The organism is Paenibacillus sp. J31R98 (genome assembly GCF_056269245.1).
Genome location: NZ_JBWDNO010000008.1, coordinates 158469 through 182783 on the forward strand (window position 1 = coordinate 158469; position 24315 = coordinate 182783).

23 protein-coding genes are annotated in these 24315 nt (G+C 52.8%); 16 read left to right on the forward strand and 7 right to left on the reverse strand.

Translation table 11 applies throughout. The features are described from left to right. The first annotated feature begins 2 nt into the window (after nucleotides 1-2). The 3 genes from AC0YNX_RS24860 to AC0YNX_RS24870 all read left to right on the forward strand — a co-directional run bounded on the left by AC0YNX_RS24860 (nucleotide 3) and on the right by AC0YNX_RS24870 (nucleotide 3747). A complete protein-coding gene (locus AC0YNX_RS24860; protein WP_475818386.1) occupies nucleotides 3-1022 on the forward strand; it encodes a zinc-binding alcohol dehydrogenase family protein in 1020 nt (339 codons plus the stop codon). Nucleotides 1023-1151: 129 nt separating this feature from the next. Then, nucleotides 1152-2777, forward strand: coding sequence for a glycoside hydrolase family 140 protein (locus AC0YNX_RS24865; protein WP_475818387.1), 1626 nt, complete (start codon nucleotides 1152-1154; stop codon nucleotides 2775-2777). A 127-nt stretch (nucleotides 2778-2904) separates the two neighbouring features. After that, entirely contained in the window at nucleotides 2905-3747 is an 843-nt protein-coding gene (locus AC0YNX_RS24870) for a TetR/AcrR family transcriptional regulator (protein ID WP_475818388.1), read from the forward strand. Nucleotides 3748-3825: 78 nt separating this feature from the next. Here AC0YNX_RS24870 and AC0YNX_RS24875 read toward each other — a convergent pair whose 3' ends face one another. Together AC0YNX_RS24875 and AC0YNX_RS24880 are read right to left on the reverse strand one after the other, a co-directional pair. After that, nucleotides 3826-4614 carry an ABC transporter permease gene (locus tag AC0YNX_RS24875; RefSeq protein WP_475818389.1) on the reverse strand — a complete coding sequence of 263 codons (789 nt, stop codon included), beginning with the start codon at nucleotides 4612-4614 and terminating at the stop codon, nucleotides 3826-3828. Beyond that, the gene (locus AC0YNX_RS24880; protein WP_475818390.1) at nucleotides 4611-5498 is read right to left on the reverse strand and encodes an ATP-binding cassette domain-containing protein; all 888 of its coding nucleotides are present in this window, start codon (nucleotides 5496-5498) and stop codon (nucleotides 4611-4613) included. Before AC0YNX_RS24880 ends, AC0YNX_RS24875 begins: the two co-directional genes overlap by 4 nt. A 990-nt stretch (nucleotides 5499-6488) precedes the next feature. On the opposite strand from AC0YNX_RS24880, the gene AC0YNX_RS24885 reads away from it, so the two are divergent. Further along, entirely contained in the window at nucleotides 6489-6677 is a 189-nt protein-coding gene (locus tag AC0YNX_RS24885) for a hypothetical protein (protein ID WP_475818391.1), read from the forward strand. A 57-nt stretch (nucleotides 6678-6734) separates the two neighbouring features. On the opposite strand, the gene AC0YNX_RS24890 is transcribed toward AC0YNX_RS24885, so the two are convergent. After that, the gene (locus tag AC0YNX_RS24890; RefSeq protein WP_475818392.1) at nucleotides 6735-7943 is read right to left on the reverse strand and encodes an ROK family protein; all 1209 of its coding nucleotides are present in this window, start codon (nucleotides 7941-7943) and stop codon (nucleotides 6735-6737) included. A 221-nt stretch (nucleotides 7944-8164) separates the two neighbouring features. Between AC0YNX_RS24890 and AC0YNX_RS24895 the strand changes: the two genes are divergently transcribed. Then, nucleotides 8165-8803, forward strand: coding sequence for a chromate transporter (locus AC0YNX_RS24895; RefSeq protein WP_475818393.1), 639 nt, complete (start codon nucleotides 8165-8167; stop codon nucleotides 8801-8803). 20 nt (nucleotides 8804-8823) lie between these two features. Then, complete coding sequence (locus AC0YNX_RS24900) at nucleotides 8824-9357, forward strand: chromate transporter (RefSeq protein ID WP_475818394.1); 534 nt, start codon at nucleotides 8824-8826, stop codon at nucleotides 9355-9357. 72 nt (nucleotides 9358-9429) lie between these two features. Here the strand turns inward: AC0YNX_RS24900 and AC0YNX_RS24905 are convergent, their stop codons facing one another. Beyond that, complete coding sequence (locus AC0YNX_RS24905) at nucleotides 9430-10431, reverse strand: formylglycine-generating enzyme family protein (protein WP_475818395.1); 1002 nt, start codon at nucleotides 10429-10431, stop codon at nucleotides 9430-9432. Between the two features lie 177 nt (nucleotides 10432-10608). Between AC0YNX_RS24905 and AC0YNX_RS24910 the strand changes: the two genes are divergently transcribed. Further along, complete coding sequence (locus AC0YNX_RS24910; RefSeq protein ID WP_475818396.1) at nucleotides 10609-12081, forward strand: arylsulfatase; 1473 nt, start codon at nucleotides 10609-10611, stop codon at nucleotides 12079-12081. A 332-nt stretch (nucleotides 12082-12413) separates the two neighbouring features. Here AC0YNX_RS24910 and AC0YNX_RS24915 read toward each other — a convergent pair whose 3' ends face one another. Next, nucleotides 12414-13289, reverse strand: a complete 876-nt coding sequence (locus AC0YNX_RS24915) for a helix-turn-helix domain-containing protein (protein ID WP_475818397.1) — start codon at nucleotides 13287-13289, stop codon at nucleotides 12414-12416. A gap of 150 nt (nucleotides 13290-13439) precedes the next feature. Between AC0YNX_RS24915 and AC0YNX_RS24920 the strand changes: the two genes are divergently transcribed. Further along, nucleotides 13440-15437, forward strand: a complete 1998-nt coding sequence (locus AC0YNX_RS24920; RefSeq protein WP_475818398.1) for a glycoside hydrolase family 127 protein — start codon at nucleotides 13440-13442, stop codon at nucleotides 15435-15437. A 183-nt stretch (nucleotides 15438-15620) separates the two neighbouring features. Next, entirely contained in the window at nucleotides 15621-16913 is a 1293-nt protein-coding gene (locus AC0YNX_RS24925) for a hypothetical protein (RefSeq protein ID WP_475818399.1), read from the forward strand. Here the strand turns inward: AC0YNX_RS24925 and AC0YNX_RS24930 are convergent. Together AC0YNX_RS24930 and AC0YNX_RS24935 are read right to left on the reverse strand one after the other, a co-directional pair. Then, complete coding sequence (locus AC0YNX_RS24930; RefSeq protein ID WP_475818400.1) at nucleotides 16890-17078, reverse strand: hypothetical protein; 189 nt, start codon at nucleotides 17076-17078, stop codon at nucleotides 16890-16892. The genes AC0YNX_RS24925 and AC0YNX_RS24930 overlap by 24 nt on opposite strands. A 41-nt stretch (nucleotides 17079-17119) precedes the next feature. Next, nucleotides 17120-17974 (reverse strand): helix-turn-helix domain-containing protein, encoded by an 855-nt coding sequence (locus AC0YNX_RS24935; protein WP_475818401.1) that lies wholly within the window; start codon nucleotides 17972-17974, stop codon nucleotides 17120-17122. Between the two features lie 184 nt (nucleotides 17975-18158). Here AC0YNX_RS24935 and AC0YNX_RS24940 point away from each other — a divergent pair, with 184 nt between their 5' ends. From AC0YNX_RS24940 to AC0YNX_RS24970, 7 genes are all read left to right on the forward strand, one after another. Then, entirely contained in the window at nucleotides 18159-19502 is a 1344-nt protein-coding gene (locus tag AC0YNX_RS24940; RefSeq protein WP_475818402.1) for an ABC transporter substrate-binding protein, read from the forward strand. Nucleotides 19503-19570: 68 nt separating this feature from the next. After that, complete coding sequence (locus AC0YNX_RS24945; protein ID WP_475818403.1) at nucleotides 19571-20473, forward strand: carbohydrate ABC transporter permease; 903 nt, start codon at nucleotides 19571-19573, stop codon at nucleotides 20471-20473. A gap of 28 nt (nucleotides 20474-20501) precedes the next feature. Next, nucleotides 20502-21338, forward strand: coding sequence for a carbohydrate ABC transporter permease (locus tag AC0YNX_RS24950; RefSeq protein WP_475818404.1), 837 nt, complete (start codon nucleotides 20502-20504; stop codon nucleotides 21336-21338). A 68-nt stretch (nucleotides 21339-21406) separates the two neighbouring features. Further along, complete coding sequence (locus AC0YNX_RS24955; RefSeq protein WP_475818405.1) at nucleotides 21407-21964, forward strand: P-loop nucleotide/nucleoside kinase family protein; 558 nt, start codon at nucleotides 21407-21409, stop codon at nucleotides 21962-21964. Between the two features lie 93 nt (nucleotides 21965-22057). Then, nucleotides 22058-22444: a VOC family protein gene (locus AC0YNX_RS24960; RefSeq protein ID WP_475818406.1), complete on the forward strand. Its 387-nt coding sequence runs from the start codon at nucleotides 22058-22060 to the stop codon at nucleotides 22442-22444. A 630-nt stretch (nucleotides 22445-23074) separates the two neighbouring features. Further along, nucleotides 23075-23611, forward strand: coding sequence for an SMI1/KNR4 family protein (locus AC0YNX_RS24965; protein WP_475818407.1), 537 nt, complete (start codon nucleotides 23075-23077; stop codon nucleotides 23609-23611). Nucleotides 23612-23760: 149 nt separating this feature from the next. After that, nucleotides 23761-24273, forward strand: coding sequence for a phosphoesterase (locus AC0YNX_RS24970; protein WP_475818408.1), 513 nt, complete (start codon nucleotides 23761-23763; stop codon nucleotides 24271-24273). Nucleotides 24274-24315 lie beyond the last annotated feature (42 nt).

The following is a 24315-nucleotide window of genomic DNA, read 5'->3' on the forward strand; positions in this document are numbered from 1 at the left end:
CGATGAAAGGGATTATTTGCGACCAAATAGAACAGTTCCGGATGACGGATGATCTTCCAGAGCCAGAGCTGCTGGACGGTCATGCGATTGTGAGTATCAAGCGAATTGGCATTTGCGGTACCGACTACCATGCGTTCAGAGGCAATCAACCGTTCTTCCATTATCCGCGCATATTAGGGCATGAGCTGTCGGGTATTATTGAGCAAATTGGCGATAATGAGGGCTCGCTGCGTCCAGGCGATCAAGTGTCTATCATTCCGTATTTACATTGCGGTCAATGTATCGCATGCCGGAGAGGGAAAACGAACTGCTGCACAGATATGCGCGTGCTTGGCGTACATGTCGATGGAGGGATGCGCGAACGGATCGCGGTGCCAATCTCTCACTTGCTTCCTACCGATGGTCTATCTCTGGATGAAGCGGCAATCGTTGAACCTCTCGCAATCGGCGCTCATGCTGTGCGTCGAGCGGGTATCGGCGCTGGCGACAGGGTTCTCGTGATAGGCTCCGGCCCCATTGGTCTTGGAGTGATGATATTTGCCAAACATGCTGGTGCTAGTGTTATTGCGATGGACGTGAACGAGGAACGGCTTGCTTTCTGCAAAGATTGGGCGAAGGTTGACCAGACGATCAACGCTTTGGAATCGGACGTGAAGCAGCGGCTATCCGAGTTAACCGAGGGAGAGTTCCCCATTGCTGTGTTTGACGCGACCGGAAATGCAGGTTCGATGAGCAGGTCATTCGAACTGGCGGCACATGGCGGAACGCTAATATTCGTCGGACTTGTCAAAGGAGAAATTACGTTCTCCGATCCTGATTTCCACAAACGTGAATTAACGCTGATGGGCAGCCGGAATGCGACAAAGGAAGATTTCAATCATGTTCTCCATGTTCTGCGTCATACGGATGTTGCGATCGATAAGTATATTACGCATCGTTCTTCGTTTGACGGAATGATAGATGCGTTCGATCAGTGGCTAAAGCCGGAGAGCAAGGTCATTAAAGCGATTGTCGAGTTGTAAGGAAATCTCCGGATAACGGTAGATTTCCTCGGTTTATTTACTATTTCCATCGCATAGCTTGATCTAAAATGAAAGCAGGCTTAGAAAGCAGGCAGCTGACATTTCTGCGAATCGGGATGGTGACAAAGCTTGGATAATAAGATAGCGGCAAAAGTATGGTCATGTGTGGAGCTTGCGTTCGAGGCGGAGAGAAGCTACGAGAATCCGTTTATGGATGTAGAGCTGCATGCTCGGTTTAGCGGTCCAAATGGACAGGAGCTTCTGATTCCTGGGTTTTGGGGTGGGAATCAGCAGTGGCGGATTCGATTCGCGCCGAGTGAAGCGGGCGAGTGGACGTACATAACCGTATGCTCGGAGGAGTCAGATAGCGGGCTGCATGGGCAGGATGGTACGGTAACGGCCGCCGATTGGCAGCCGGAGGAATTGATCGCTAATCCGAACCGAAGGGGATTCATCCGTGTTCATCAGTCGGGTCGCTCGTTCGAATATGCGGACGGAACGCCATTTTATTGGATGGGGGACACGCTCTGGTCGGCGCATACATTACGGTGCGATCTGGAGTCTACGCTGCCGACATACTTGGATGACCGTAAGCGCAAGGGCTTCAATGTCATTCAGATGGTAGTCGGTCATCCGACGGCAGATGAACACGATGAAGAGACGGCAAGCTATGTGAAATATGATCCGGAATACTTCCTCAACGAGGGAGGAGCTCCGTATCTGAAGCGATATTCTTGTATTAATCCGGCCTACTTCGATTACTTGGATCTGCGTATTGGGCTGATGCTGGAGCAAGGCTTCGTGCCTTGCCTAATGGCGATGTGGGGACAGGATCTGCAGGGCATTCAGGTAGAAGGCGCGAAGCATTATCTTCGTTATATCATTGCGCGGTATGCGGCTTACAATGTGATGTGGTCACCGACAGGCGAGTACTTGTTTACCAATGACGTAGAGGGATGGCGTGAGCTGGGGCAGGAAATTCACCGTTATGATCCGTACGGCCATCCGACCTCCGTTCATTCCATCGCGCCGCATAGCGCAAGTTGCCATTACCATGCAGAGGACTGGTATGACTTTAACTTGATCCAAGTCGGGCATGTGCTCGGGTTCAAAAACTTTATGGCGGAGCTCCCTCTGATCGACTATCGCTTGGAGCCGCCGAAGCCAGCTATTATGAGCGAATCCTGGTATGAGAACCATCCGAATTGCGTGCTGGAGGATGGTCGAATTGACGATAAGGCGATCCGGTTCGCAACCTATGTGCCGCTGCTGCAGGGCTGTATTGGACAGACATACGGCGCTCACGGAATTTGGTCGCTGTACAATGACGATCAGCAGGAGAAGTGGACGGACTTCTTCCGTCCGGATACCTGGACGCATGATCTGAATCTGCCCGGCTCCGGCCAGATGGCACATGTTCGGGCGCTCATGGAATCGGTTGATTGGCAGCAACTCGAGCCGCATCCGGAGTGGGTGAGCACGACGATAGAGAGCAATGTATATTGCGCGGCGATTCTACAGAAGCAGTATGTTGTCTACTGTACCGGCGGCAGGGCAGCAGCTCCGGTCATGGTCATGATTCTTGGGGAGAAGCGGGGCGGCGGGCAATATGCAGGCCAGTGGATGAACCCGAGGACAGGCGAATGGACGCCAGCCACAGGCGAGTTTCACGGCTATGGCAGCGGCATGATGTGGCGAGCGTACACGCCGGATCAGGAGGATTGGATCTTGCGGCTTGAGCGGATTGTAGAGTAATCGGATGGACGTGTTGAGCAGGAAAAGGATCTAGCCGGCTTTTATTTTGGATAGTGTCGAATTGTGATATACTGTTTATATAGTATACAATTTCGGTGCTTGAAGAGCATGATGCCGGAGGATCTGAATGATGCGGAAAGAAAACAATACAGATGTGACGCAAAATGAAACTGTCGATCCCGAAGCGAATGCGACAGTGAGCGCAGGCAGTGATGAGGTGCTCCAAAGCTTGCCGAATGCATTAGCCATAAGCTGGGGATACGTGAAGCAGCAGAAGCGAGGGCCCAAAGGCGAGCTCAGCATTAAGATGATCGTCGATGCAGCCGTCGTGATTGCGGACAAAGACGGGTTATCCGCCGTCTCTATGAATCGTGTCGCACAATCGCTTGGGTACTCCGCGATGTCGTTATACCGCTATATCCAGAGCAAAGAGGACCTGCTTCTGCTTATGCAGGAGGCCGTGTGCGACTTCGTGGTTCCGCCGAGCTCGTCTAATGTAGACTGGCGAGAAGACTTAAGGGAATACGTTCGGGTCACCTCATCCGTATTCTGTGATCATCCTTGGTTCGGCGATATACCGATCTCGGGCGTGCCGATGACGCCCAATCAATTGAGGTTCGTCGACTGGTCGCTCAGATCTATGCGCGGTATGCTGCTGAATGATTTTGAGAAAATGTCCATCGTGCTTCTAGTGAGCAGCTACGCCAGATCAGTCGGACTCCTCCAGCGGGATATGATTCGTGCCGTCCAAGCGGGTTCGACTCCGGAAGCGTTCAGCGGCCTTAGCTATACGGCCGCACTGAAGCAGCTCGTCTCGGCGGATGCTTATCCGGACCTGCATCCGATAGTTGCTTCCGGCGCTTACACGGGAGAGAACGAAACCGAGAATACGGTAGGCAATGACTTCGATTTCGGCCTAGAGCGGATACTCGACGGTATCCAGGCTTTTCTGGAACGGAAACAACCATAACAACAACAGCGCCCGGCCATCACGGCTGGAGCGCTGTTTTTTTGTATGTGATACAAGTGACAGAAGGCCATTGGCGATTTATCGCCGTCCTGCCTTCCGCTTGAAGACAAGGTTGGTCCATACGAATGCGATTGCTAACAGACCGAAGCACCAAGCAAGAGCCAGCCATCCGTTGTTATGAATCGGCGTTCCGTTCAGCAGTCCTCGAATCGTCTCAATTACCGGCGTAATCGGCTGGTGCTCCGCAACTCCGCGCAGCCATGAGGGCATCGTGTCGGTTGGAACGAAGGCGCTTGAGAGATAAGGGAGAAACAGCAGCACGAAGCCATAGCCGCTTGCCGCGCTCGGGTTGCCAGAGGAGAGTCCAATGGCGGCGAACAGCCAGGTGAGAGCGAGAATGAACAGCGTGATGTACCCGAGCGCTGCCAGCCATTCACTCACATAGGCAGAGGAGCGATAGCCGACGAGAAGGCCAACGCCGATGACAATTCCGGTAGCGATAAGATTGCGCGCCACACTTGCTACGATATGCCCCGTAATAACGGCAACGCTATGAAGCGGCATCGTACGGAAACGGTCGATGATGCCGTTCGTCATATCTTCGGCAACACTTACGGCCGTTGAGGAAGAGCCGAAGCCGGCACATAATAGAATGATGCCTGGAACAACATAGACTACGTAGTCCCCGCCGGGGTCAATCGCACCTCCGAATACATAAGTGAACATGAGCATAAGCATGACGGGGAGGATGATTGCCATGAGCAGCGCTTCGGTATTGCGCAAGCTTAGCCGGATGCTCCGTCCGATAAATACGATGTTTGTCGTGAGATAGGAAGCTTTCACTTCCGCCATTTGTGCAGGTGTCATACAGTAGCCTCCTCTTTCTGCCTCGTTGTAAGCGTAACGAATACATCGTCCATGCTCGGTTTGCGAATGGTGACACGCGTGCCAGGTGCAATTTGATCTCCAAGCCCATTAAGAATTCGCCGTACGTCCTGCACACTTCCGCTTGTTGGGATGGACATCACGACTTTCTCATGCTCGTCGATCAGTTCAATGACTTCGCCGCCGACACGGGCTTTCAGCTGTTCCGATGTGCCGGTCGCGACCACACTCCCGCCGGATATAACGGATATGATATCTGCTAGCTGATCCGCTTCTTCCAGATACTGTGTGGTGAGAAACACAGTTATTCCACGCGACTTGAGCTTCACAATAATGTCCCACAAAGCACGTCTGCTTGTCGTATCCAGTCCGGTAGTCGGTTCGTCCAAGAAGAGTACAGGGCGTTCGACGACGAGACTAATCGCCAGATCCAGCTTGCGGCGCATGCCGCCGGAATACGTCTTAACTCGTTTGTCTGCGGCAGCGGCCAAGTCGAAGAGCTCCAGCAGCTCGGCGGTTCTAGTTCGCGTCTGGGCAGCATTCAAGCCAGACAATCTGCCGATCATATTCAAGTTCTCCCGGCTAGTCAGCATATCGTCAACCGCGGCGAATTGTCCGGTCAAGCTAATCGAGCGTTTGACTCCGTTCTGCTCCGTCGCCACATCGTGTCCTGCCACCTTGGCGGTGCCTGCATCGACGCCTGTCAGTGTCGTCAGAATGTGGATCAGCGTCGTTTTGCCGGCGCCGTTCGGACCAAGCAGCGCATAAATGGTACCTGTTGGTACAGTCAAATCAATGTTGTCCAATACCGTCTGCTGACCATAGCTTTTGCGTAAGCCGCGAATTTCGATGGCATTTTGATTCATATGCATACCTCCATTGAATAAGTGATTATAGTGTAAACAGTTATTTATATAAACAGTATATATAATAAACAGTTAATTAGTCAACACATGGACAACACGCAAAACGGAAAATAGCTGGAAGCAGAGCGGAATGCCGAAAGCCGAAAGTGGGAAGCCGAAAGCCGAGAGCCGAGAGCGGGAAGCCGAAAGTGGGAAGCCGAAAGTGGGAAGCTGGAAGTGTGACCCGTGGGGATACACATAGGAGGAAACTGGAGCGGAATGCTGAAAGTGTGACCCGTGGGGATATACATTAGTGGAAAATAGAGCGGAATGCCGGAAGTGTGACCCGTGGGGATACACATCGGAGGAAAATGGAGCGAAATGCTGAAAGAGTGACCCGTGGGGATACACATTAGTGGAAAATAGAGCGGAATGCCGGAAGTGTGACCCGTGGGGATTCACATTGGTGGAAGATGAAGCGGAATGCTGGAAGTGTGTCCCGAAGGGATACACATTAGTGGAAGATGAAGCGAAATGCTGAAAGTGTGACCCATGGGGATACACATTAGTGGAAAATGGAGCGGAATGCTGGAAGTGTGACCCGTGGGGATATACATAGGAGGAAACTGGAGCGGAATGCTGGAAGTGTGACCCGTGGGGATACACATTAGTGGGAAATGGAGCGGAATGCCGGAAGTGTGACCCGTGGGGATACACATTGGTGGAAGATGAAGCGGAATGCTGAAAGTGTGACCCGTGGGGATTCACATTAGTGGAAGATGAAGCGGAATGCTGGAAGTATGACCCGTGGGGATACACATTAGTGGAAGATGAAGCGGAATGCTGGAAGTGTGACCCGAAGGGATACACATTAGTGGAAGATGAAGCGAAATGCTGAAAGAGTGACCCGTGGGGATACACATTAGTGGAAAATAGAGCGGAATGCCGGAAGAGTGACCCGTGGGGATACACATTGGTGGAAAATAGAGCGGAATGCTGGAAGTGTGACCCGTGGGGATACACATCGGCGGAAATCCACCGAAATGTGAGGAAGAAGCTGGTCTGGTGGACTACATTGGCGGAAATCCACCGAAATGGGAGGAAGAAGCTGGTCTGGTGGACTACATTGGTGGAAATCCGCCGAAATGGGAGAAAGAAGCTGGTCTGGTGGACTACATCGGCGGAACAAGTATAGAGTGAAGGGGCTGTCCCACAAGTCATGATGACCTGTGGGACAGCCCCTTCTTTAAGTAACTCCTATCCAATCTCAAGCCGATTCCTGACATTCAATGCCGCGCCGGTCACAACGGCGTCCTCGGCAAGGCTGCCCCTAGTGAAGCGCGGCGCGTAGTCAGGAGCGTAGTACGTATTCTTGAGAGCAGTCTCCGTCGCGATCCGATAGAAGTCGGGGCTTGAGTTCATGAGCACGCCGCCGAGCAGGACAAGCTCTGGATGATAGAGGTTAATCAGGTTCGCGAGTCCAATGCCAAGATAAGCAGCAGCTTGCTGGAAGGACTGCTTCACGGAAGGCTCGTCGTCGTTTAATGCCCGCACTAAGACCTCGTAATTGATCCGCTCCGGAGTGACGCCGTATCGCTCGCACAGCGATGATCCGCCTTTCTTGGCAATCGCCCGCGCGTCGCGCTCCAATGCGGGCACGGAGCAGAACGCTTCGAGCGCGCCGTAATTCCCGTGCTCATGCAGCCTCGGACCATCGGAATGAACGATCATCTGTCCGATGGAGCCTTCGGTATCGTATTTGCCATGTACGATGCGTCCGTTCGTCATCATGGCGGCGCGCAAGCTGACGCCAGCGTGCACGTAGAGCGCGTGCTCGGCTCGCGGTTCGGGTGGCGAGGCACCGATCTCGCCCATGAGCGCGGTGTTTGCTCCATTCTCCAAGAAGGTTCGGTGACCTGTCGCCTGCTCGAACATCTCGCAGATCGGAACGTCCGTCCACCCTTCGGCGGCGAAGTAGAGCGGGCGCAGAATGATGCCTTTGCTCCGGTCAAGCGGACCGACGGCACCGATTCCGAGGCCTAGGATTTGCTCGGCGCCGATTCCGTGATCCTTCAATAAACGCTTCATTAAGCCGGCCGCGTGTGCGACGAGAGCTTCCGGTCTCATGGTTTCATCCATCCACCAGCGGACGAGCGACTTCGGATTAAGCGCCATATCGAACAAGCCGAGCGTTGAAGAAAACCGGGATATTTCCAGTCCGAAAATATATCTGTAATCGGGATTAATACGGTAGAGGATCGGTTTACGCCCGCCGCTTGAAGGCCCGAAGCCGGTCCCTTCAATTAGACCTTCGGAAGCTAGGTCGTCGAGAAGCCTTGTCAGCGTGCTGTTCGTCAATTGGTCAGCCGCAAGCAGCTCGGCTTTGGATATGGTCCCGCCGCTCTCTGCAATTCGCGAATAGATTCTCTCTTTGGGAGTGGAAACTCGATTATCGATTAGGTTCACGGTCTATCCCTGCCAATCGGTTAGCTTTCGAATGAATGGTCCATCTGTAATTCATTATATCGCACTCTACTTGAATTCAAAATAGATTTTACTTATCGGAATACTATTTATCAATGCCTTATATATCAGACATAAATATTTTTGATAACAAATTCCGCGAAATACTTAATTCCAAAATGAAATAAAGATGGTATTATAGTGATATAAGGAGTTGAGCGGTCATGCTGAGCAAGTGGCAGAACCAATTGAAGACATGCGGCGAGTTGTTCGCTGTATTTACAAAGATCGGACCATCGACGTTCGGGGGCGGATACGCGATGATTCCAATTATCGAACGGGAGATCGTCGGCAAACGGCAGTGGCTGGATGAAGCGGAATTGGCAGACATGCTGTCACTCGCGGGCAGCGCGCCGGGAGGCGTAGCAGTGAACTCGGCCGTGTTCATCGGCTATCGCAAAGCCGGCATTGCCGGAGCCATCGCATCCATCATCGGCATTACGCTGCCAGCGCTTATGATCGTCATTGCGCTTAGCCTGGTGTACTTGCTGTACGGCTCGAATCCGAAGCTGATTGCGGCTTTGAAGGGGATTCACGGAGCAGTAATCGCACTCATTCTCATGGCTGCCTACAGGATGGCGAAAGCCTCTGTCATCGACAAGACGACGGCTGTTGTAGCTATGGCGACGGTCCTCTTGCAGGTCATACTGAAGATCAACCCGGTCTACATCGTCTTCATCGGGTTATTCGCGGGCATCGCGCTCATCAAGGGCAAGGAGCTGCTCGGACATCGAACGAGTATAGATAAGATGCCGACGGGGACAAGCGCGCATGAGCTCTTCGCGCCAGAGTATTACATTTAGGCAGAGAGAGGCGATAGACGATGATATGGCAATTGTTTTTTACGTTTCTAAAAATCGGGTTTGTCTCGTTCGGCGGCGGCTATGCGGTTATCCCGATGATTCAATATGAGGTCGAGGCGCATGGCTGGCTCGAGACCGAGCAGTTTCAACATGTAGTCGCGATGGCGGGTATGTCTCCCGGCCCGATCTCGACGAACACCGCGACGCTCGTCGGCTACGACTCGGCCGGCATACTAGGCGGCATTGCCGCAACACTCGGCATGGTGCTGCCGTCGCTTGCGGTCATTGTGCTGCTCTCGGCACTCTTCTTCCGGTTCCAAGGGAGTAAGTGGTTAAGGTCATCGCTTTACGGGCTCCGACCGATTATTGCGGGGATGATCGCGTATGCGGCGCTTCATTTTGGCTTCTTGAGCGGCCAAGAAGCGTTTACGTGGATGACCGTATCGACATTAGCCATTTGTGCGGGCTGTTTGGTGCTGCTCACTCGTTATAAGCTGCATCCGGTTGCCGTAATTGCTGCGGCAGGAGTTGCGGGAATCGTTATTTATACATGAGAAAAAGGTTGTCAGATTGAGGAGGACCTGCAGTAGGCAGGTCCCATCCCTTCGTCCGACAACCTTTTTTGTTTATGCATCGCGCGCGCAGCGGAAGCCGATATTGCTGCTGGAGCTGTCAGGCGTATTCGAGCTGCGTGCAGCTACGCGATAGCGATTGCAGTAGGACTTGTGACAGAGGAAGGAGCCGCCGCGCATGGACTTTGCTGTCCCCTTGGCTGGACCCTTCGGGTTGTGGCGAGGTCCTGTAAGGTGGAAGTTCGGACTGAACCAGTCTGAACACATTTCCCATACGTTTCCAGACATGTTATACAGCCCATAACCATTAGGCAGATAAGCGTTTACCGGCGCTGTTCCGACATAGCCGTCGCTGGCATGATTCTTCGTCGGGAATTTTCCTTGCCAGATATTGCAGCGATGCTCGCCGCCTTGTTTTAATTCATCGCCCCACGGATATCTCTTCTGGACGAGCCCTCCGCGCGCGGCGTATTCCCACTCTGATTCGGTAGGAAGCCGTTTGCCGGCCCATCGGCAGTACGCTTCGGCATCCTTCCAGGTGACGTGGACGACAGGATGGTCTAACCGGCTTGCAATATCGGAATCCGGTCCTTCCGGATGCCGCCAGTCTGCTCCTTGCACGACCCACCACCACGGCGTGCTCTGTACGGCATTGGTGACCTTCTTCGCCGTTTCGGGAGAGACGAGTAGATGAAACACGAACGACCAGCCGAATTGCTCGGTCTCAGTTACATAGCCTGTCTCATCTACGAAACGGGCAAATTCTGCATTGCTGACTGCGCAAGGATCCATATAGAACGGCTCCAGCGTCACTTCACGGACCGGTCCTTCGCCGTCAGCTGGAAATCCCTCGCGGTCGTCCGTTCCCATCAAGAAGCTTCCGCCTTCCAGCAACAGCATGCTCTGCACTTCTGTTCGTTCCGACTCAGCCTGGGCAGCTGCTGCATAGCGCGGCTCGAGCTGTATTGAAGCTTGCGCGTCTTGCGGAGCATCCATATTCGCTTCGCTCCGCTTAGCTGCGCAGCAAGGTTTAATTGAAGATGATTGCAGGTCCATTTGTCCGAGCTCCTTTTTCGCTAGCGTTTGAAGTCATTATACATGGAATTCGGCGTTTTCACTTATTTTTTATGGGTAAGAATCCCGAATTTGATATCCAGCGAGGCTATGTTTGCAAGTAAAATGGAGTTAGATGCTTGATACAAATAATGAACCGCACAATGGGAGGATATAAGGATGCAGCCGAATATTTTGTTGATTACCGTTGATCAAATGAGAGGGGACTTATTGCACTATCTGGGCCATCCCGTCATTCAAACTCCGAATTTGGACAATTTGGCGAGGAATGGGGCCACCTTTACGAACGCCTACACAGCAACGCCTACTTGCGTCCCGGCAAGAGCCGCAATCATGACCGGCATGAAACAGGAGAATCATGGCAGAGTCGGCTATCAGGATAAGGTTCCGTGGAACTATGAGCATACCATTGCGGGTGAATTCGCAGCTGCCGGATACCATACCCAGTGCGTTGGCAAAATGCATGTATATCCTACTCGCAACCTTTGCGGCTTCCATAACGTGGTGCTGCATGACGGCTATATGCATTACAACCGGAATCGTTCCCAGACGACTCCGCTGTCGTGGTGGGACCAGTGCGATGATTACGTGACTTGGCTTCGCGAGAAAGCAGGCTCAAACGTCGATATTATGGATAATGGCCTCGATTGCAACGCCTCAACGGTAGCGCGGCCTTGGCATCTGGATGAATCGCTGCATCCCACGAACTGGGCAGTGACGCAGTCCATCGACTTCTTGCGCAGGCGCGATCCGAGCAAGCCGTTCTTCTTATGGACTTCGTTCGTCCGGCCTCATCCTCCGCTTGATCCGCCGCAAGCTTTCCTCGATCTATACGACGGGATCGAGCTTCCGCAGCCGCCGATTGGCGATTGGGCGGAGCAGACTGACAGCAGACGGGAAGGCTTGAGTCCGACGACCGGCCGCGGCATTGTACATGAGCGTATGCGGTTGAAGGCGCTAGCCGCTTATTATGCGCTGATTACCCATATCGATCATCAAATTGGGCGGTTGTTGAATGCATTATTCGAATATGGCGTTCAGAACAACACAATTATCATGTTCACTGCGGATCATGGCGAGCTGATGGGCGATCATTTGCTGTATAAGAAGGCACTTCCGTATGAGGGAAGCGCGAAGGTTCCTTTTATACTGAACGATCCGACCGGTACATTGGGCTTGCAGAAAGGGAAGCTGGTGGATAACGTCATTGAATTGCAGGATATTATGCCGACGCTGCTTCATGCGGCAGCTGTTCCGATTCCGCATACAGTTGATGGGATGAGCGTGGTTCCACTCGCGCAGCAAGTGGAAAGCGGGGTAGAGTGGCGAGCTTATATTCATGGAGAACATACCTACGGCGAGCTGTCCTCCCACTATCTGACGGATGGCAAACGCAAGTATATCTGGTTCTCGCAGACTGGCGAAGAGCAATTGTTCGATTTGGAGCATGATCCGCAGGAGCTGCGCAATCTGGCTGGGCTCCAGGAGCACGAGAGCATGCTTTCGCTGTGGCGTGATCGGTTGATCAGTGAGCTTGACGGCCGGGAGGAAGGTTATTCGGACGGTTCGAAGCTTATTGTCGGACAAACACCAGTGAATGTGCTGAGCCATCTGATCTCTGGCAGGCATTGATAGTGTAGAGGAGGAGCCTCCGAATGAAGCAAAGGTAGGCTCTAACGGATGTGGCAGTGCTTATTTGCGCAAAAATAACCCTTCCTCAGATGTAACGGTTGTCAGAGGGCTTATTTGGCTCAAATCGGAAGAAAAAGCGGATGAAATCACCATATAGCGTTGCTGAGAACCGTTAGAGATTTATAAGAGAGATTTGAGGCGAAATAGCGCGTGTGGAAACCGTTAGCGGTTGCGAGGATACTAGGGAGCTTTCGTATGGAAGGCTCCCGAATTAGAGAAACCCGACTTCTTATAGAGGAGTCGGGTTTCTTGTATTAATCGTGGTTATAGGTCTATGACGAATACTGCTTGCGGAACCGCAGTGGCGAGACGCCGCTGTATTGCTTGAAGCAGCTGGAGAAGTAAGGCGCGTATTGGAAGCCGACGTGCTCGGCGATTTGCGCGATCGACCATTCCGTCTTGAGAAGCAGCAGCTTGGCTTGCTCCAGCCGATATTCGTGTAGGTATTCCATCGGCGTGCAGCGGTAGATCTCTTTCATGCATCGCACAACATAGTTCGGGTGAAAATGAAGCGCAGCCGCAAGGCTCTCGTTCGTCAGATCCGTCTGATAATGCTGCCGGAGGAACGCTTCCGTCTTCTCCGCAAGCTTCAATGCAGGGGAATCGCTCTTCCCGCTGTTGCTCTCTTCCAGCACATGCAGCAGTTCCAGGAAGAGCTGCTGCTCATTCCAGAATGCTTCGGAGCGGAGCGCGCCAGCCGAAGCAAGCAGCTTCTGCAAATGCCGCTCAGCCATCTCGAACTGTGGCGGTGACGCATACTGCCGAATCCGAATCGGGTGGGGGTTGCTCCAAGCATTGCGTACCGGATGGACAGCGTCTGGCGGAGAATCCGTATCCAACTGATGATAGGTCCCTGTGAAATCAAAATGAGTCCAATAGAAAACCGTCTCTTCCTCGCACGGTCTAACCGAATAATGATAGCGGTCAGGCAGCAGCAGCAGCGTCTGCCCTTTGGTCAACTCCCATTCCTGATCGTCCTCGCCGATGTAGAGCGTCCCTCGAACAACCCACAACAAATCGAAGAGTCCAATATTCCGCCGGCTCGGATGCTGCTCTCCCAGCTGCAAGGTCGTTAAGCCGGTCGTAATGTAATAGGGAATAGGCGGGATTTCCATGATGATGAATGTCTGCTGCTGGCTCATGCTCATGCGTTCGTAATCCTCTCTGAGTGAGTGTCATATTTTATAAAAAAGGTGTTGGACTTATTCGTAGTTTTCTATTGTTTATAACGATAAACTGGATAGCATGAATAGTCAAAAGTCATATAAAAGGCACTTAATATCCAGGAGGGAATACAGATGGGAGCACCGGCAAACGGCAAACAAGGGAAGCAAGATCCACAAGTGAGGATTAGCGATAAATTTTGGGATTTGTATCTAGAGCTTGTCAGGGAGACGGTCATTCCCTATCAGTGGGAAGCGCTGAATGATCGGATTGCGGATGCCGAACCGAGTTATGCGATCCGTAATTTCCGCATTGCGGCGGGGCTTGAAGCGGGCGAATACGGAGGGATGGTCTTTCAGGACAGCGACGTGGCGAAGTGGCTCGAGGCTGTAGGCTATTCGCTTGCGAATCATCCGGATGCAGCATTGGAACGAACGGCAGATGAAGTCATTGATTTGATTGCACTGGCTCAGCACGAAGATGGCTACTTGAATACGTATTTTACGGTCAAAGCGCCAGGAGAGCGGTGGACGAATCTCTACGAAGCGCATGAACTCTACTGTGCGGGCCATATGATCGAGGCTGCGGTTGCTTATTATGATGCAACGGGGAAGAGGAAGCTGCTCGACGTGATGTGCCGGTTCGCTGATTATATTGAGCAAGTATTTGGCAGCGAGCCAGGCAAGCTTCGAGGCTACGATGGGCACCAGGAGATTGAGCTTGCGCTGGTCAAGCTTCACAAGGCAACAAGCGAAGAACGATATTTGAATTTGGCGAAGTACTTCATCGATGAGCGCGGGGCGGAACCGAACTTCTTCACAGAAGAGTGTAGGCACAGTGAGGGAGTTAGTATTTGGACAAAGCAGAAGCTGCCTGTGCCATCTACTAAGCAATTGGCGTATTTGCAAGCGCATCGTCCGGTTCGCGAACAAGATACGGCTGTTGGTCACTCTGTTCGGGCTGTCTATATGTACGCGGCTATGGCAGATCTCGCAAGGCTTACGGAGGATTCGAGCTTGCTGGATGCCTGTCGGCGGTTATGGTCAAATACGACGAAGAAGCAGATGTACATTACGGGCGGAATTGGCTCGACGCACCACGGGGAGGCTTTTACGTTCGATTACGACCTGCCGAATGACACGATTTATGCGGAAACCTGTGCTTCCATCGGGTTGATCTTCTTTGCTCAGCGCATGCTGCAGCTAGAGGCGAAGAGTGATTACGCGGATGTCATGGAGCGGGCGCTGTATAACAATGTCATCGGCAGCATGTCGCAGGACGGCAAGCATTACTTCTACGTCAATCCGCTGGAAGTGTGGCCGAAGGCTTCGCAGCTAAATCCAGGTCGTCATCATGTTAAGGCCGTACGTCAAAAATGGTTCGGCTGCTCCTGCTGTCCGCCGAATGTCGCTCGCCTGCTCAGCTCCTTGAATGAGTATATCTATACGTCGTCTCCAGAGGACAATATCATTCATACGCATCTCTTTATTGGCAGCGAAGCTAGCTTTACGCTTGCGGCTGGCAATGTGTCGTTTACTCAGCAATCGAACCTTCCATGGGAAGGGCGAGTGTCGATTGAACTGACCGAAGCGCCGAATGAGGCGTTCACGCTTGCGCTGCGTATACCTTCGTGGAGTCGCGGGAAGGCGGATTTAACGATAAATGGCAGCAGGACGGAATACGAGGTGGAGAACGGATATGCCGCCGTATGCAGAGTTTGGTCGGCGGGTGATGTTGTAGTGTGGGAGCCTGAGCTCACCGTGCAGCTGACTGCCGCTCATCCGGAAATACGCGCGAATGCGGGCAAAGCCGCTATTGAGCGAGGGCCGTTGGTTTATTGCTTGGAGGAAGTCGATAACGGCGATGGACTCGCATCCTTGTCCATTCAAACAGGCATGAAGCTCCAATCCTCCTACGACACTAGCCTGCTTGGAGGTGCGGTAACCATTACAGCGGAAGGGGTATCGGATAATAGAGACTCATGGCAGCCGGATACACCATATCGCCCGCTAGATGATACCGAGCAGTCCCCAAACATAATCCTTAGAGCGGTGCCGTATTACTTGTGGGGGAATCGCCAGCCGGGAGAGATGACGGTGTGGATTCGGACGGCATCCCCGCGCGGGGAATAGGGTGAATAACAGATGGCTCGGGCACGTTCAATGCCGGAGAAACCATAGGTCGGCTCTCATCAAGGGAGTTCACGCTCAGTTGCACAAATAGTCCATCTTTTCGACTACGATGCTCATTTATCCATCCGTCCGGAAGGAGTATAGTCAATGTGAATCGACTACTCAAGCAGGGGGTTCTGGAGGATGCCGGAGCACAAGACACACAACCGGGTATTGCGGGATGTGGAAGCTGCAAGCAGCAAAATGAGAAGAACGTACCGCGCCGTCAGGGAAACGATGCGCGCGATGGCGGGGTATATGCCGACCATGGGCTGGTGGCCTGGCAAGAAGCTGCTGGCGCGGCATGTTTGGATGGATGCGCTGCATGCCGACATGCTGCGCACGCGCACGCTGGAGCTGCGTTATCCGCGAGTGGACGTGGAAGAAACCGTAGACGGCTGGCTGACGCTGACGCTCGACAAACTGCCGACAGCGGCGGACGACCGGCTATTTCTAGTCGGTGTGTATGAGGTCATCAAGCCGGCCATCTTGGCAGCGCTGACCGATTATCTTGCCCATTCCGATCGGCTGGATGACGCGCCGTCGTTCCTGTATGTCGGCCGAATCATTGCCGAGCTGCAGGAAGAGCTGGAGGAATATCGCAGCTTGCCGCTTCTGCCGGGTGCGGAAGATCGGCCGGATACGGAGGCGTGGAGAAGAATGGTCGCCGATGCCCTTACCCGCTGCGGCGGCATCGATGGGCCTGACCGCGAGGCGGTTCCGGCTAGTGAAGCGGGCGCGGACAGCGATCCGTATTTCGGTCGCCCCGATTACGAGCTGCCGTCAGAAGGCGGGCGAGATCGTTCCTGGGAACCTGCGGTGATGCAAGTATCGCCGCGTCCGGCTCGCAATTTCACGGAGCAACAAATCCATGTTGCCATCGATCATGCGAACGAGGTGTGGGCCTCCGAGACACCGGCCGCATTGATCTGGGAGTACCGGGAGAAGCCGTGGCGTCTTCATTTCGACGCGGCCCGCTGGTGCTATGACGAGATGCGGCATGCGATGATGGGCGTCGACAGGTTGACCGCGATTGGACTGTCGGTAGGCGTTGATTACCCGATGGTGCCGGATCATTGGCGCGCCTTCAAGCAATGCGGCGTCCGTTATTTGCTGCTCTTGCTGCACAAGCTGGAGCAAGGAGGGCCGACGCACAAACAGAATCTGAAGAAAATGTTTATCGAGAAGCAGGATCTTGATGCCGCGCAGGATTGCGACTACGACTGGGCTGACGAGGCTGGTCATCTTGCCTATGGGCTGGCCTGGATTAAGGCTGTTTTCCCAGATTGGGACAAACAGCGGATTATTGACGAAGGCAACCTGGTTTTCGCGGATTGGGGAGAGTGGATTCAAAGCCGGCACCGTGAGGGCAAGCACGGCTACGAGGTTTTCCTCGAGCGGATGGATCGCAAGCTAGCAGCGGTGGACGAAGCCTGATAAGCAGGAGTCGCAAGAAGACGCGCCGATGGCGAGCAAAGCAATGGAACCCGTAAGCCACTTGCGCTTGTTCGTCATTGTGCAGCGGCTCGCTTTCATGCGCCGCCGTGCGAGGCGCGCTTCCTGCTCATGCGGCAAATTACTTGAACAACCTTCAATATGCATACAACAGGCCGCCAGCCTTAAGCTGGCGGCCCGTCTGCATTTTACAGCGTCTCACGGAATCGCTTGGGGGAAACTCCTGCATATTTGCGAAACAGGCGGGAGAAATAGTAGATGTCTTGATAACTGAGCGCGTAGCCTATTTCCTTGACGGTGGCGGAAGTGTTGATCAGCAGCTTCTTTGCCTCGGATATTTTGAGCCGGTGCATGTATTCGTTGAACGGATAGCCGGTGTACAGCTTCACAATGCGGCGCAACGATGATACGGACAAATTATAGTCCCGTGCGATGGCGCTGTCGTCGACCGGGTCGTAGACGCGCAAGCCGAGCTCCTCGATGATCTTCAGCGTCTTCTCCGATTTGCCTTCGGCGGAGGAGGCTTGGTTCATCAGTGAAAATTCGTACAGCAGCGACTCCAGCTGCAGGGAAGCGCGGTCCGCATTGGCCGGAATGCCACTTTCGAGCAGGGAGATAATCAGCTCGAAGCGCTGCTGCCACATCTGCTCGGCGCCTACCTGTACGACCTCTCCTTGGTGAATGGAGCCGCATTCCAACAACTCTCCGATTCGCTCGCCTTCGAAGCCGATGTAATATTCTTCCCACGATCCGCCTTGCTCCGGGCCGTAATTGAAGGTCGCTCCATCCCAGACGAAGAACAGGCTGCCTTTCGTCACCTTCTGCACAGGGCCTGAGTCAGCCTGATAAGTCCCGCTGCCCTCGGCGATATAGGCCAGAGCCCAATTCTGAAAGTGAGCTCTCTTGCGACGCGATATCCGGCCGGGGAGGTGCCCCATGCCGCTGACGATCAGCTTGTTCTTGCGGAGCTTCGATTTGTCGACCTTCAAGTCGATTAAGCGTATCGGGAGCGGGCTAATCAAATAATCCATCAATGTTGTCATCGCTTCCATTGTCTCCTTTTTCGGTGGTACATACAATTACACTAACGGCGGGACAAACGAGCCGGGGCGATTCTCTCATGACAAACAGTATAGCACGGCACCATGTCCCGATCGATAGGAACGTCGGCTTGTCAGGTTGTAAAAAATTACAATAAAGGCAGGGGTTCAGATGGGAAAAAGAAAGATGAAAGTTTGGAGTATCAGCTTGGTGACCGCGGTGTCACTGCTGCTCGTTTCCGCTTGCGGCAACGGCGCGACGGACAACAAAAATGGAGCCGCTTCCAACAGCAGCAACTCGGGCAGTAACAGCTCGAGCAGCAGCGACTCCGAAAGCAACAGCTCGGACAAGTCGGGAAGCTCGTCTTCGGAGGCCGTCAAGATCAAATTCTCCAGCTTCCAGACAGGCGATGTTGCCAAGGACTGGGAGGAGAAGCGGTTTCCGGACTTCAAGAAAGCATCGGGCATCGATGTGGAGCATGTATTTATTAATCATCCCGACACGATCTCGACGCTCCTGATGTGGAACGCGGCCAAGACAATGCCCGATGCGGGCATGCTGAGCGCCGATTACTTGAGTTCCCTTGCAGCCCAAGGGATGCTGGTCGATCTATCGAAGTTCATCGAGCAGCATGATCCTGAATACGATCTCGGCCGGTTCTTCCCGAAGCTGCTGGACGCCTATCGCTATAACGGCGATGTGTACGGCTTGCCGAGCGACTTGGATCTTGGCCTGCTCTGGTACAACAAGGATATGTTCGACAAAGCCGGCCTCCCGTACCCGAACGGAGACTGGACATGGGACGATTATTTGGACGCTGCCAAGAAGCTGACGTCTGGCGACGGACCGGGCAAGGTTTACGGCACCACTCTTCCTCCGGCACAGACGCTGATGTGGCAGAACGGCGCCGATTTCCTCAGCCAAGACGGCAAGGAATCGACGATCGACAGCCCTGAAGCAGTCGAGACAATCTCCTTTATTTCCGATCTGGTTAACAAATATAATGTCACTCCCAAGCCTGGCTCTGATGGCGACAAATTCCAGCTTGGCAAAGCCGCCATGTCGCTCGGCGCTGGTCCGTGGTACGCCCATTACGTGCTCAAGGATGTGAAGTTCAATTGGGGCGTCGCGCCGCTGCCGAAAGGAAAGAACAAAGCGACGACGGCGTTCGGCTCGACCTTCGCCATATTCGCCTCCTCCGAGCATCAGGAAGAAGCATGGGAGTTCATTAAGTGGTTCTTGTCGGACGAGCAGCAGTTCATTCGGGCCAAGCAGTTCTCCTGGTTCCCGCCAGCTTCGACCGTACTCACCATGCCTGGCTTCGACGATGAATCGGTGCTTAACATGACGAAGGAGCAGAAGGATCTGGTCTTGAAGGAAACCGAATTCGGACGTGCTCCGCTCGTTGTCAAAAACCAGAACGAAATTAGTCAAATCGTCAATCGCGAGCTGTCGCTCGTCTGGGCGGGCGAGAAGAAACCTGAAGCGGCCGCTAAAGCGATCAAGGCAGGCGTGCAGCCGTTGTTGTAGTAGCACAAAGCATCAAGGGGCTGCGCCGGCCTGCCGGCTGCAGCCCCTTTGAACAGGAGGACGGATGGGTGTACGGACAACAACGAAAATCGAAAGCTTTCTTCTTGCGGAACATATACGGCTATGCATTTATTGCGCCCGCGATCGCGCTGATGGCCGTCTTCCTTATTTACCCGATCATATCGGGGCTGGTTCTTAGTTTCGAAAGCTGGGACGGCATCCATGGCAAAACGTTCGTCGGCTTCGGCAATTACGCCGAGATTTTTCGGGATGCCACCTTTTATACTGCACTTTTGAATACGCTTTATTTTGTCGTCGGGACAGTTCCGCTCATCGTCGTGCTGTCGCTGCTGTTCGCGGCGCTGCTGAATACCGGCCTGCGCGGAACGGCGTTCTTCCGCGGCGTATATTTCTTGCCGACGATCACTTCAGGCGTCGCCATCTCCGTCATCTGGAAGTGGCTCTACAACCCTGACTCCGGTCTGCTGAACAGCTGGCTGTACGAGCTGGGCTTGCCGACGCCGGACTGGCTCGGAAGCACCAAATATGCGATGCTGTCCATCATCATTATGAGCATCTGGAAATCGCTCGGCACGAACATTGTCATCATGCTGGCCGGGCTGCAGTCCGTCCCGAGCAGTCTGTATGAAGCTGCCGAAATCGACAGCGCCAGCCGTTTCCAGAAGTTTCGCCATATCACCGTGCCGCTGCTGTCGCCGACGATCTTCTTCATCTCCGTCATTTCGATCATCGGCTCCTTCCAGGTATTCGAGCAAGTGCTTGTCCTGACGGACGGCGGTCCCGGCAATTCCACGCTCGTAATGGTGTTCTACATCTATCGGGAAGCGTTTGAAAACTTCAATATGGGCTATGCCTCTGCCCTGTCGTTCGTATTGTTTGTGCTCATCTTGATCGTTACGTTTATCCAGTGGATCGGGAAGAAGTACTGGGTGTTTTCCGAGCTGGAGTAACACACGAAACTAAAGGGGTTGCCTTAAAATGATGTCTATCACACGCAAGCATCCGGGAGCAGCCATCGTGACCTATGCGATTCTGTTGCTGTTCGGCCTGTTCATGATACTGCCGTTTCTGTGGATGCTGTCCACGTCTCTGAAGGACAACCAGCTGGTTTACGCTTACCCGCCGGCATGGATACCTTCGCCCGCGCGCTGGCTCAATTACAAGGAGGCAGTCGCGGCTTTCCCATACGTACGCTATTTCTGGAACACGCTCTATATCTCCGGCCTGATCATCGCAGGAGTCCTGATTACCTCCGCGCTGGCCGGTTACGCCTTTGCCCGCATGCGGTTTCTGCTGCGCAATCAGCTATTCTTGCTTGTGCTGTCCGTCATGATGATTCCCGGCCAGGTCATTATGATTCCGACCTTCCTGCTGGTGCGGGATTTGGGCTGGATCGACTCGCATACGGCGCTGATCGTGCCGAGTCTCGTCTCGCCGTTCGGGATCTTTCTGATGAGACAGTTTTATATTACGCTGCCTGTCGAGCTGGAGGATGCGGCATCGATTGACGGCTGCAGCCCGCTGCGTACGTTCACGTCCATCTTCCTGCCGCTGTCCAAGCCTGCGCTGGCGACGCTCGGCGTCTTCACCTTCATGGGCGCCTGGAATTCGTTCCTGTGGCCGCTTATCTTGATCAGCACCAAATCGAAGCAGCTGCTGACCGTAGGGCTCATCCAATTTAATAATATGTATGCGACGCAATACAATCTGCTGATGGCGGCGACGCTGCTTGTGCTGCTTCCCGTTCTGATCGCCTACATGCTGGCTCAACGATTCTTCGTGGAAGGTATCGCGGCTACAGGGATCAAAGGCTGATGTTAGAAGGAAAGACAGCTATGAAGCGCGAATAGGAGTCAAATACCAATATGTGGATGGTGACTCCTATGAAGTTAGTACTCTTATTCGGCCCGATGGCTGTCGGCAAAATGACGGTAGGGCAAGAGCTTGAGAAGATAACGGATCTCAAGCTGTTCCATAATCATATGACGATAGAGCTTCTCTGTCCGTATTTCGGGTTTACCCCGGAGATGTGGGATTTGACCTATCAGTTCCGCATGCAGATCTTCGAGGCGTACGCGAAAGGTGACGGTTACGGAATGATTTTCACATTCGCTTGGGCGTTTGATGTGCCGGACGAATGGGTGTATGTGAAGCGCGTAGGAGACATCTTCGAAAAGAACGGCGGCGAGGTGTACTGGGTCGAGCTTGAGGCGGATCTGGATGTGAGAATCGAGCGGAATCGAAGCGAGAATCGGCTCGTTCATAAGCCTTCGAAGCGGGATGTGGCGGGGTCGGAAGCGAGAATGCTCGCCGCGGTGGAGCAGCACAGATTGAATTCCAATGAGGGCGAAATCGTGCACGATCGCTACTTGAGGATTAATAATACCGATCTGACGCCAGAGGAAGTCGCGGACCGGATAAAGATACATTTTAATTTGTAAACATTTTACAGTAATAGAGGGTTTCCAGTATCCAATAGAGAATTAGAACGGACAGGTATGACCGGATTTGATTCGAATAGGAGGAAATCCTCGATGACAGAGAAGTTGAAAGCAAGAATTGAGAACTCACTCACCGTATTGCTGGTCACGGATTTAGAGAAGTCGATGAAATACTACGAAGTGGCGCTCGGCTGCGAGGTCAATGAGTTCTGGGCGATTCGGGATAACTTTGGGCTCGGCTTCAAGCTCATACAGGCGCAAGACCCTGAGGATGTTTCGCCGAACAAAGGAACGTGGAACACCTACGCCTACGTTCATACGCATGAGGAGTTGGATGCGCTGTACGAGGAGTTCAAGTCAAACGGCGCGATCATTGCGTCTGAGCCGGTTGTGACGGAGCATGACTGGGGCGCTTGGAAGGATTTTTCTGTGCGTGACTTGGATGGGTATGTGATCGGCTTCGGGTCAGGGAAGAAGTAAGATTGGGGTAATCGTGAGATTATACTCCTCGGCTTCGCTAACGGTTGCCACGAATGCTATTAAGCCTCAGATGCCTCGTATGAAACGCTAACGGTTGTCAGAACGGCTATTTGGCGATATCGGCAGCGATATCAATCGATTTGAGCCCAATAAGCGCTCTGACAACCGTTAAATGTTAGAGAAGGTTATATTTACGTGAATAAGCACTGTGGCAACCGTTACAGTTTTTGTATAACCCCGTTCGACCGCAAAAGATATTTCTCGGGTAGTCTGAAGAGCAGTGACCATTGGTCACTGCTCTTCATTTTTCAGCGATGCTAACGAACTGATATCACCTTATTCGCCACGAAATGCAGCTCCTCAAATTCTAACGAACTCCAGCGGCGCTATTTGCCGCACTTTAAGCCTGACGCAACTATTTGCCCGTAATAGCGTAAATAGGATTCGTTAGCATGTGAAAGTGTGTGAATTCAGCCGAATATCGATGGCACGATTCGTTAGCATGAACAGTCATCGAGTCGGTCTGCCTGTCATCGCCTATAAATTACCTCTAAACAATGGAGGACATTTCTGCCAAGATAATAATGTAGGAGAATTATACTAGAATCCGAAATAGAATAGAGGTTTCACTTGATTAAACTTAACAATTCGACACAAGTAGATAGAAGCACGATTGATCGGTTTCAGAATACAATCAGATTGAAGCTTCCTGCCGACTATATTGCGTTCTTGGAAAATTATAATGGCGGGCATGCGGAGCCCAGCATTATTCAATTGCAGCTCTACCATCCACTGGACATCGAGTCTACAACCGTGTTGTCCTTCTTCGGTCTCGGTCTCGAACAAGGCGATAATCTGGAAGAGAAGTACAACTTCTACAAGAAGCGGCTGCCGGCAGATTCGATTCCGATCTGTAGCGCGGAGGGTGGGAATATCATTCTGATATCGCTCTCTATTGAGAATTACGGCGAAATTTATATGTGGGACCAAGAACGCGCAACACGCTATCGGGCGGAGCTGCGCGAGTTGCAATATATTACCGACTCCTTTGCTGATTTTCTCATTCGAATTATGCCCTACCATCTTAGCGGCGTCCCGATGAAGGATTATGAAGTGGAATCACTCTGGATTCATCCTGATTTCTATAAGATTATGAATGATGATTGAGCTTGGGGCTGATTGAATAATGAAAAGCGTTTATGTAATGACTCTATCTCTCCGACTTTCGGAAGGTGGAGCTTCTTTTTTAAGGTGGGAATCGGTTAGAATAGGTAGAACTTAACCGTCTATCAACGTTGACCAGAGGAGCTGCGACCATGCAAAAAGTATTCTTCATCTCGGACCATCATTTTGGACATAAGCATATTATCGATTTCGAATCGCGGCCTTTCGCCGATGTGGTTGAAATGAACGAGCGGATGATCGAGTGCTGGAATGCGGTCGTCAGCAAGCAGGATAAAGTGTTTCACTTGGGAGATTTCTCGTTCCTGAATCAAGAGAAGACGAAGGCGATCGTGTCGCGGCTGAACGGCTACAAGATCCTCATCCTCGGCAATCATGACCGGGGCCGTTCCCGTCAGTGGTGGCTGGACGTTGGCTTCGATGAAGTGAGCGAGCATCCGATCATCTACAAGGATTTCTTCTTCCTCTCGCATGAGCCGATGTACATGAACAAGCACATGCCTTACGTGAACGTGCATGGACATATCCACTCGCAGAAATATGCAGGCATCAACTATTTCAACGTCAGCGTCGAACACTGGAACTATACGCCGATTACGTTCGAGCAGATCCGCGATGCCGTTGTCCCTAACGAGGAAGGGGAATAAGGTAAGCGGGAATGTGCAGGACAGCTGGGCCAAAATGCTTTA

What these genes read in the sequence shown, in the direction of transcription:
- AC0YNX_RS24860 (WP_475818386.1), top strand. Translation starts at nt 3, where the DNA reads ATGAAAGGGATTATTTGCGACCAAATAGAACAGTTCCGGATGACGGAT.
- AC0YNX_RS24870 (WP_475818388.1), top strand. Translation starts at nt 2,905, where the DNA reads ATGATGCGGAAAGAAAACAATACAGATGTGACGCAAAATGAAACTGTC.
- AC0YNX_RS24875 (WP_475818389.1), bottom strand. Translation starts at nt 4,614, where the DNA reads ATGACACCTGCACAAATGGCGGAAGTGAAAGCTTCCTATCTCACGACA.
- AC0YNX_RS24880 (WP_475818390.1), bottom strand. Translation starts at nt 5,498, where the DNA reads ATGAATCAAAATGCCATCGAAATTCGCGGCTTACGCAAAAGCTATGGT.
- AC0YNX_RS24895 (WP_475818393.1), top strand. Translation starts at nt 8,165, where the DNA reads ATGCTGAGCAAGTGGCAGAACCAATTGAAGACATGCGGCGAGTTGTTC.
- AC0YNX_RS24900 (WP_475818394.1), top strand. Translation starts at nt 8,824, where the DNA reads ATGATATGGCAATTGTTTTTTACGTTTCTAAAAATCGGGTTTGTCTCG.
- AC0YNX_RS24905 (WP_475818395.1), bottom strand. Translation starts at nt 10,431, where the DNA reads ATGGACCTGCAATCATCTTCAATTAAACCTTGCTGCGCAGCTAAGCGG.
- AC0YNX_RS24910 (WP_475818396.1), top strand. Translation starts at nt 10,609, where the DNA reads ATGCAGCCGAATATTTTGTTGATTACCGTTGATCAAATGAGAGGGGAC.
- AC0YNX_RS24915 (WP_475818397.1), bottom strand. Translation starts at nt 13,289, where the DNA reads ATGAGCATGAGCCAGCAGCAGACATTCATCATCATGGAAATCCCGCCT.
- AC0YNX_RS24920 (WP_475818398.1), top strand. Translation starts at nt 13,440, where the DNA reads ATGGGAGCACCGGCAAACGGCAAACAAGGGAAGCAAGATCCACAAGTG.
- AC0YNX_RS24925 (WP_475818399.1), top strand. Translation starts at nt 15,621, where the DNA reads ATGCCGGAGCACAAGACACACAACCGGGTATTGCGGGATGTGGAAGCT.
- AC0YNX_RS24930 (WP_475818400.1), bottom strand. Translation starts at nt 17,078, where the DNA reads ATGCATATTGAAGGTTGTTCAAGTAATTTGCCGCATGAGCAGGAAGCG.
- AC0YNX_RS24935 (WP_475818401.1), bottom strand. Translation starts at nt 17,974, where the DNA reads ATGACAACATTGATGGATTATTTGATTAGCCCGCTCCCGATACGCTTA.
- AC0YNX_RS24940 (WP_475818402.1), top strand. Translation starts at nt 18,159, where the DNA reads ATGAAAGTTTGGAGTATCAGCTTGGTGACCGCGGTGTCACTGCTGCTC.
- AC0YNX_RS24950 (WP_475818404.1), top strand. Translation starts at nt 20,502, where the DNA reads ATGATGTCTATCACACGCAAGCATCCGGGAGCAGCCATCGTGACCTAT.
- AC0YNX_RS24955 (WP_475818405.1), top strand. Translation starts at nt 21,407, where the DNA reads ATGAAGTTAGTACTCTTATTCGGCCCGATGGCTGTCGGCAAAATGACG.
- AC0YNX_RS24960 (WP_475818406.1), top strand. Translation starts at nt 22,058, where the DNA reads ATGACAGAGAAGTTGAAAGCAAGAATTGAGAACTCACTCACCGTATTG.
- AC0YNX_RS24970 (WP_475818408.1), top strand. Translation starts at nt 23,761, where the DNA reads ATGCAAAAAGTATTCTTCATCTCGGACCATCATTTTGGACATAAGCAT.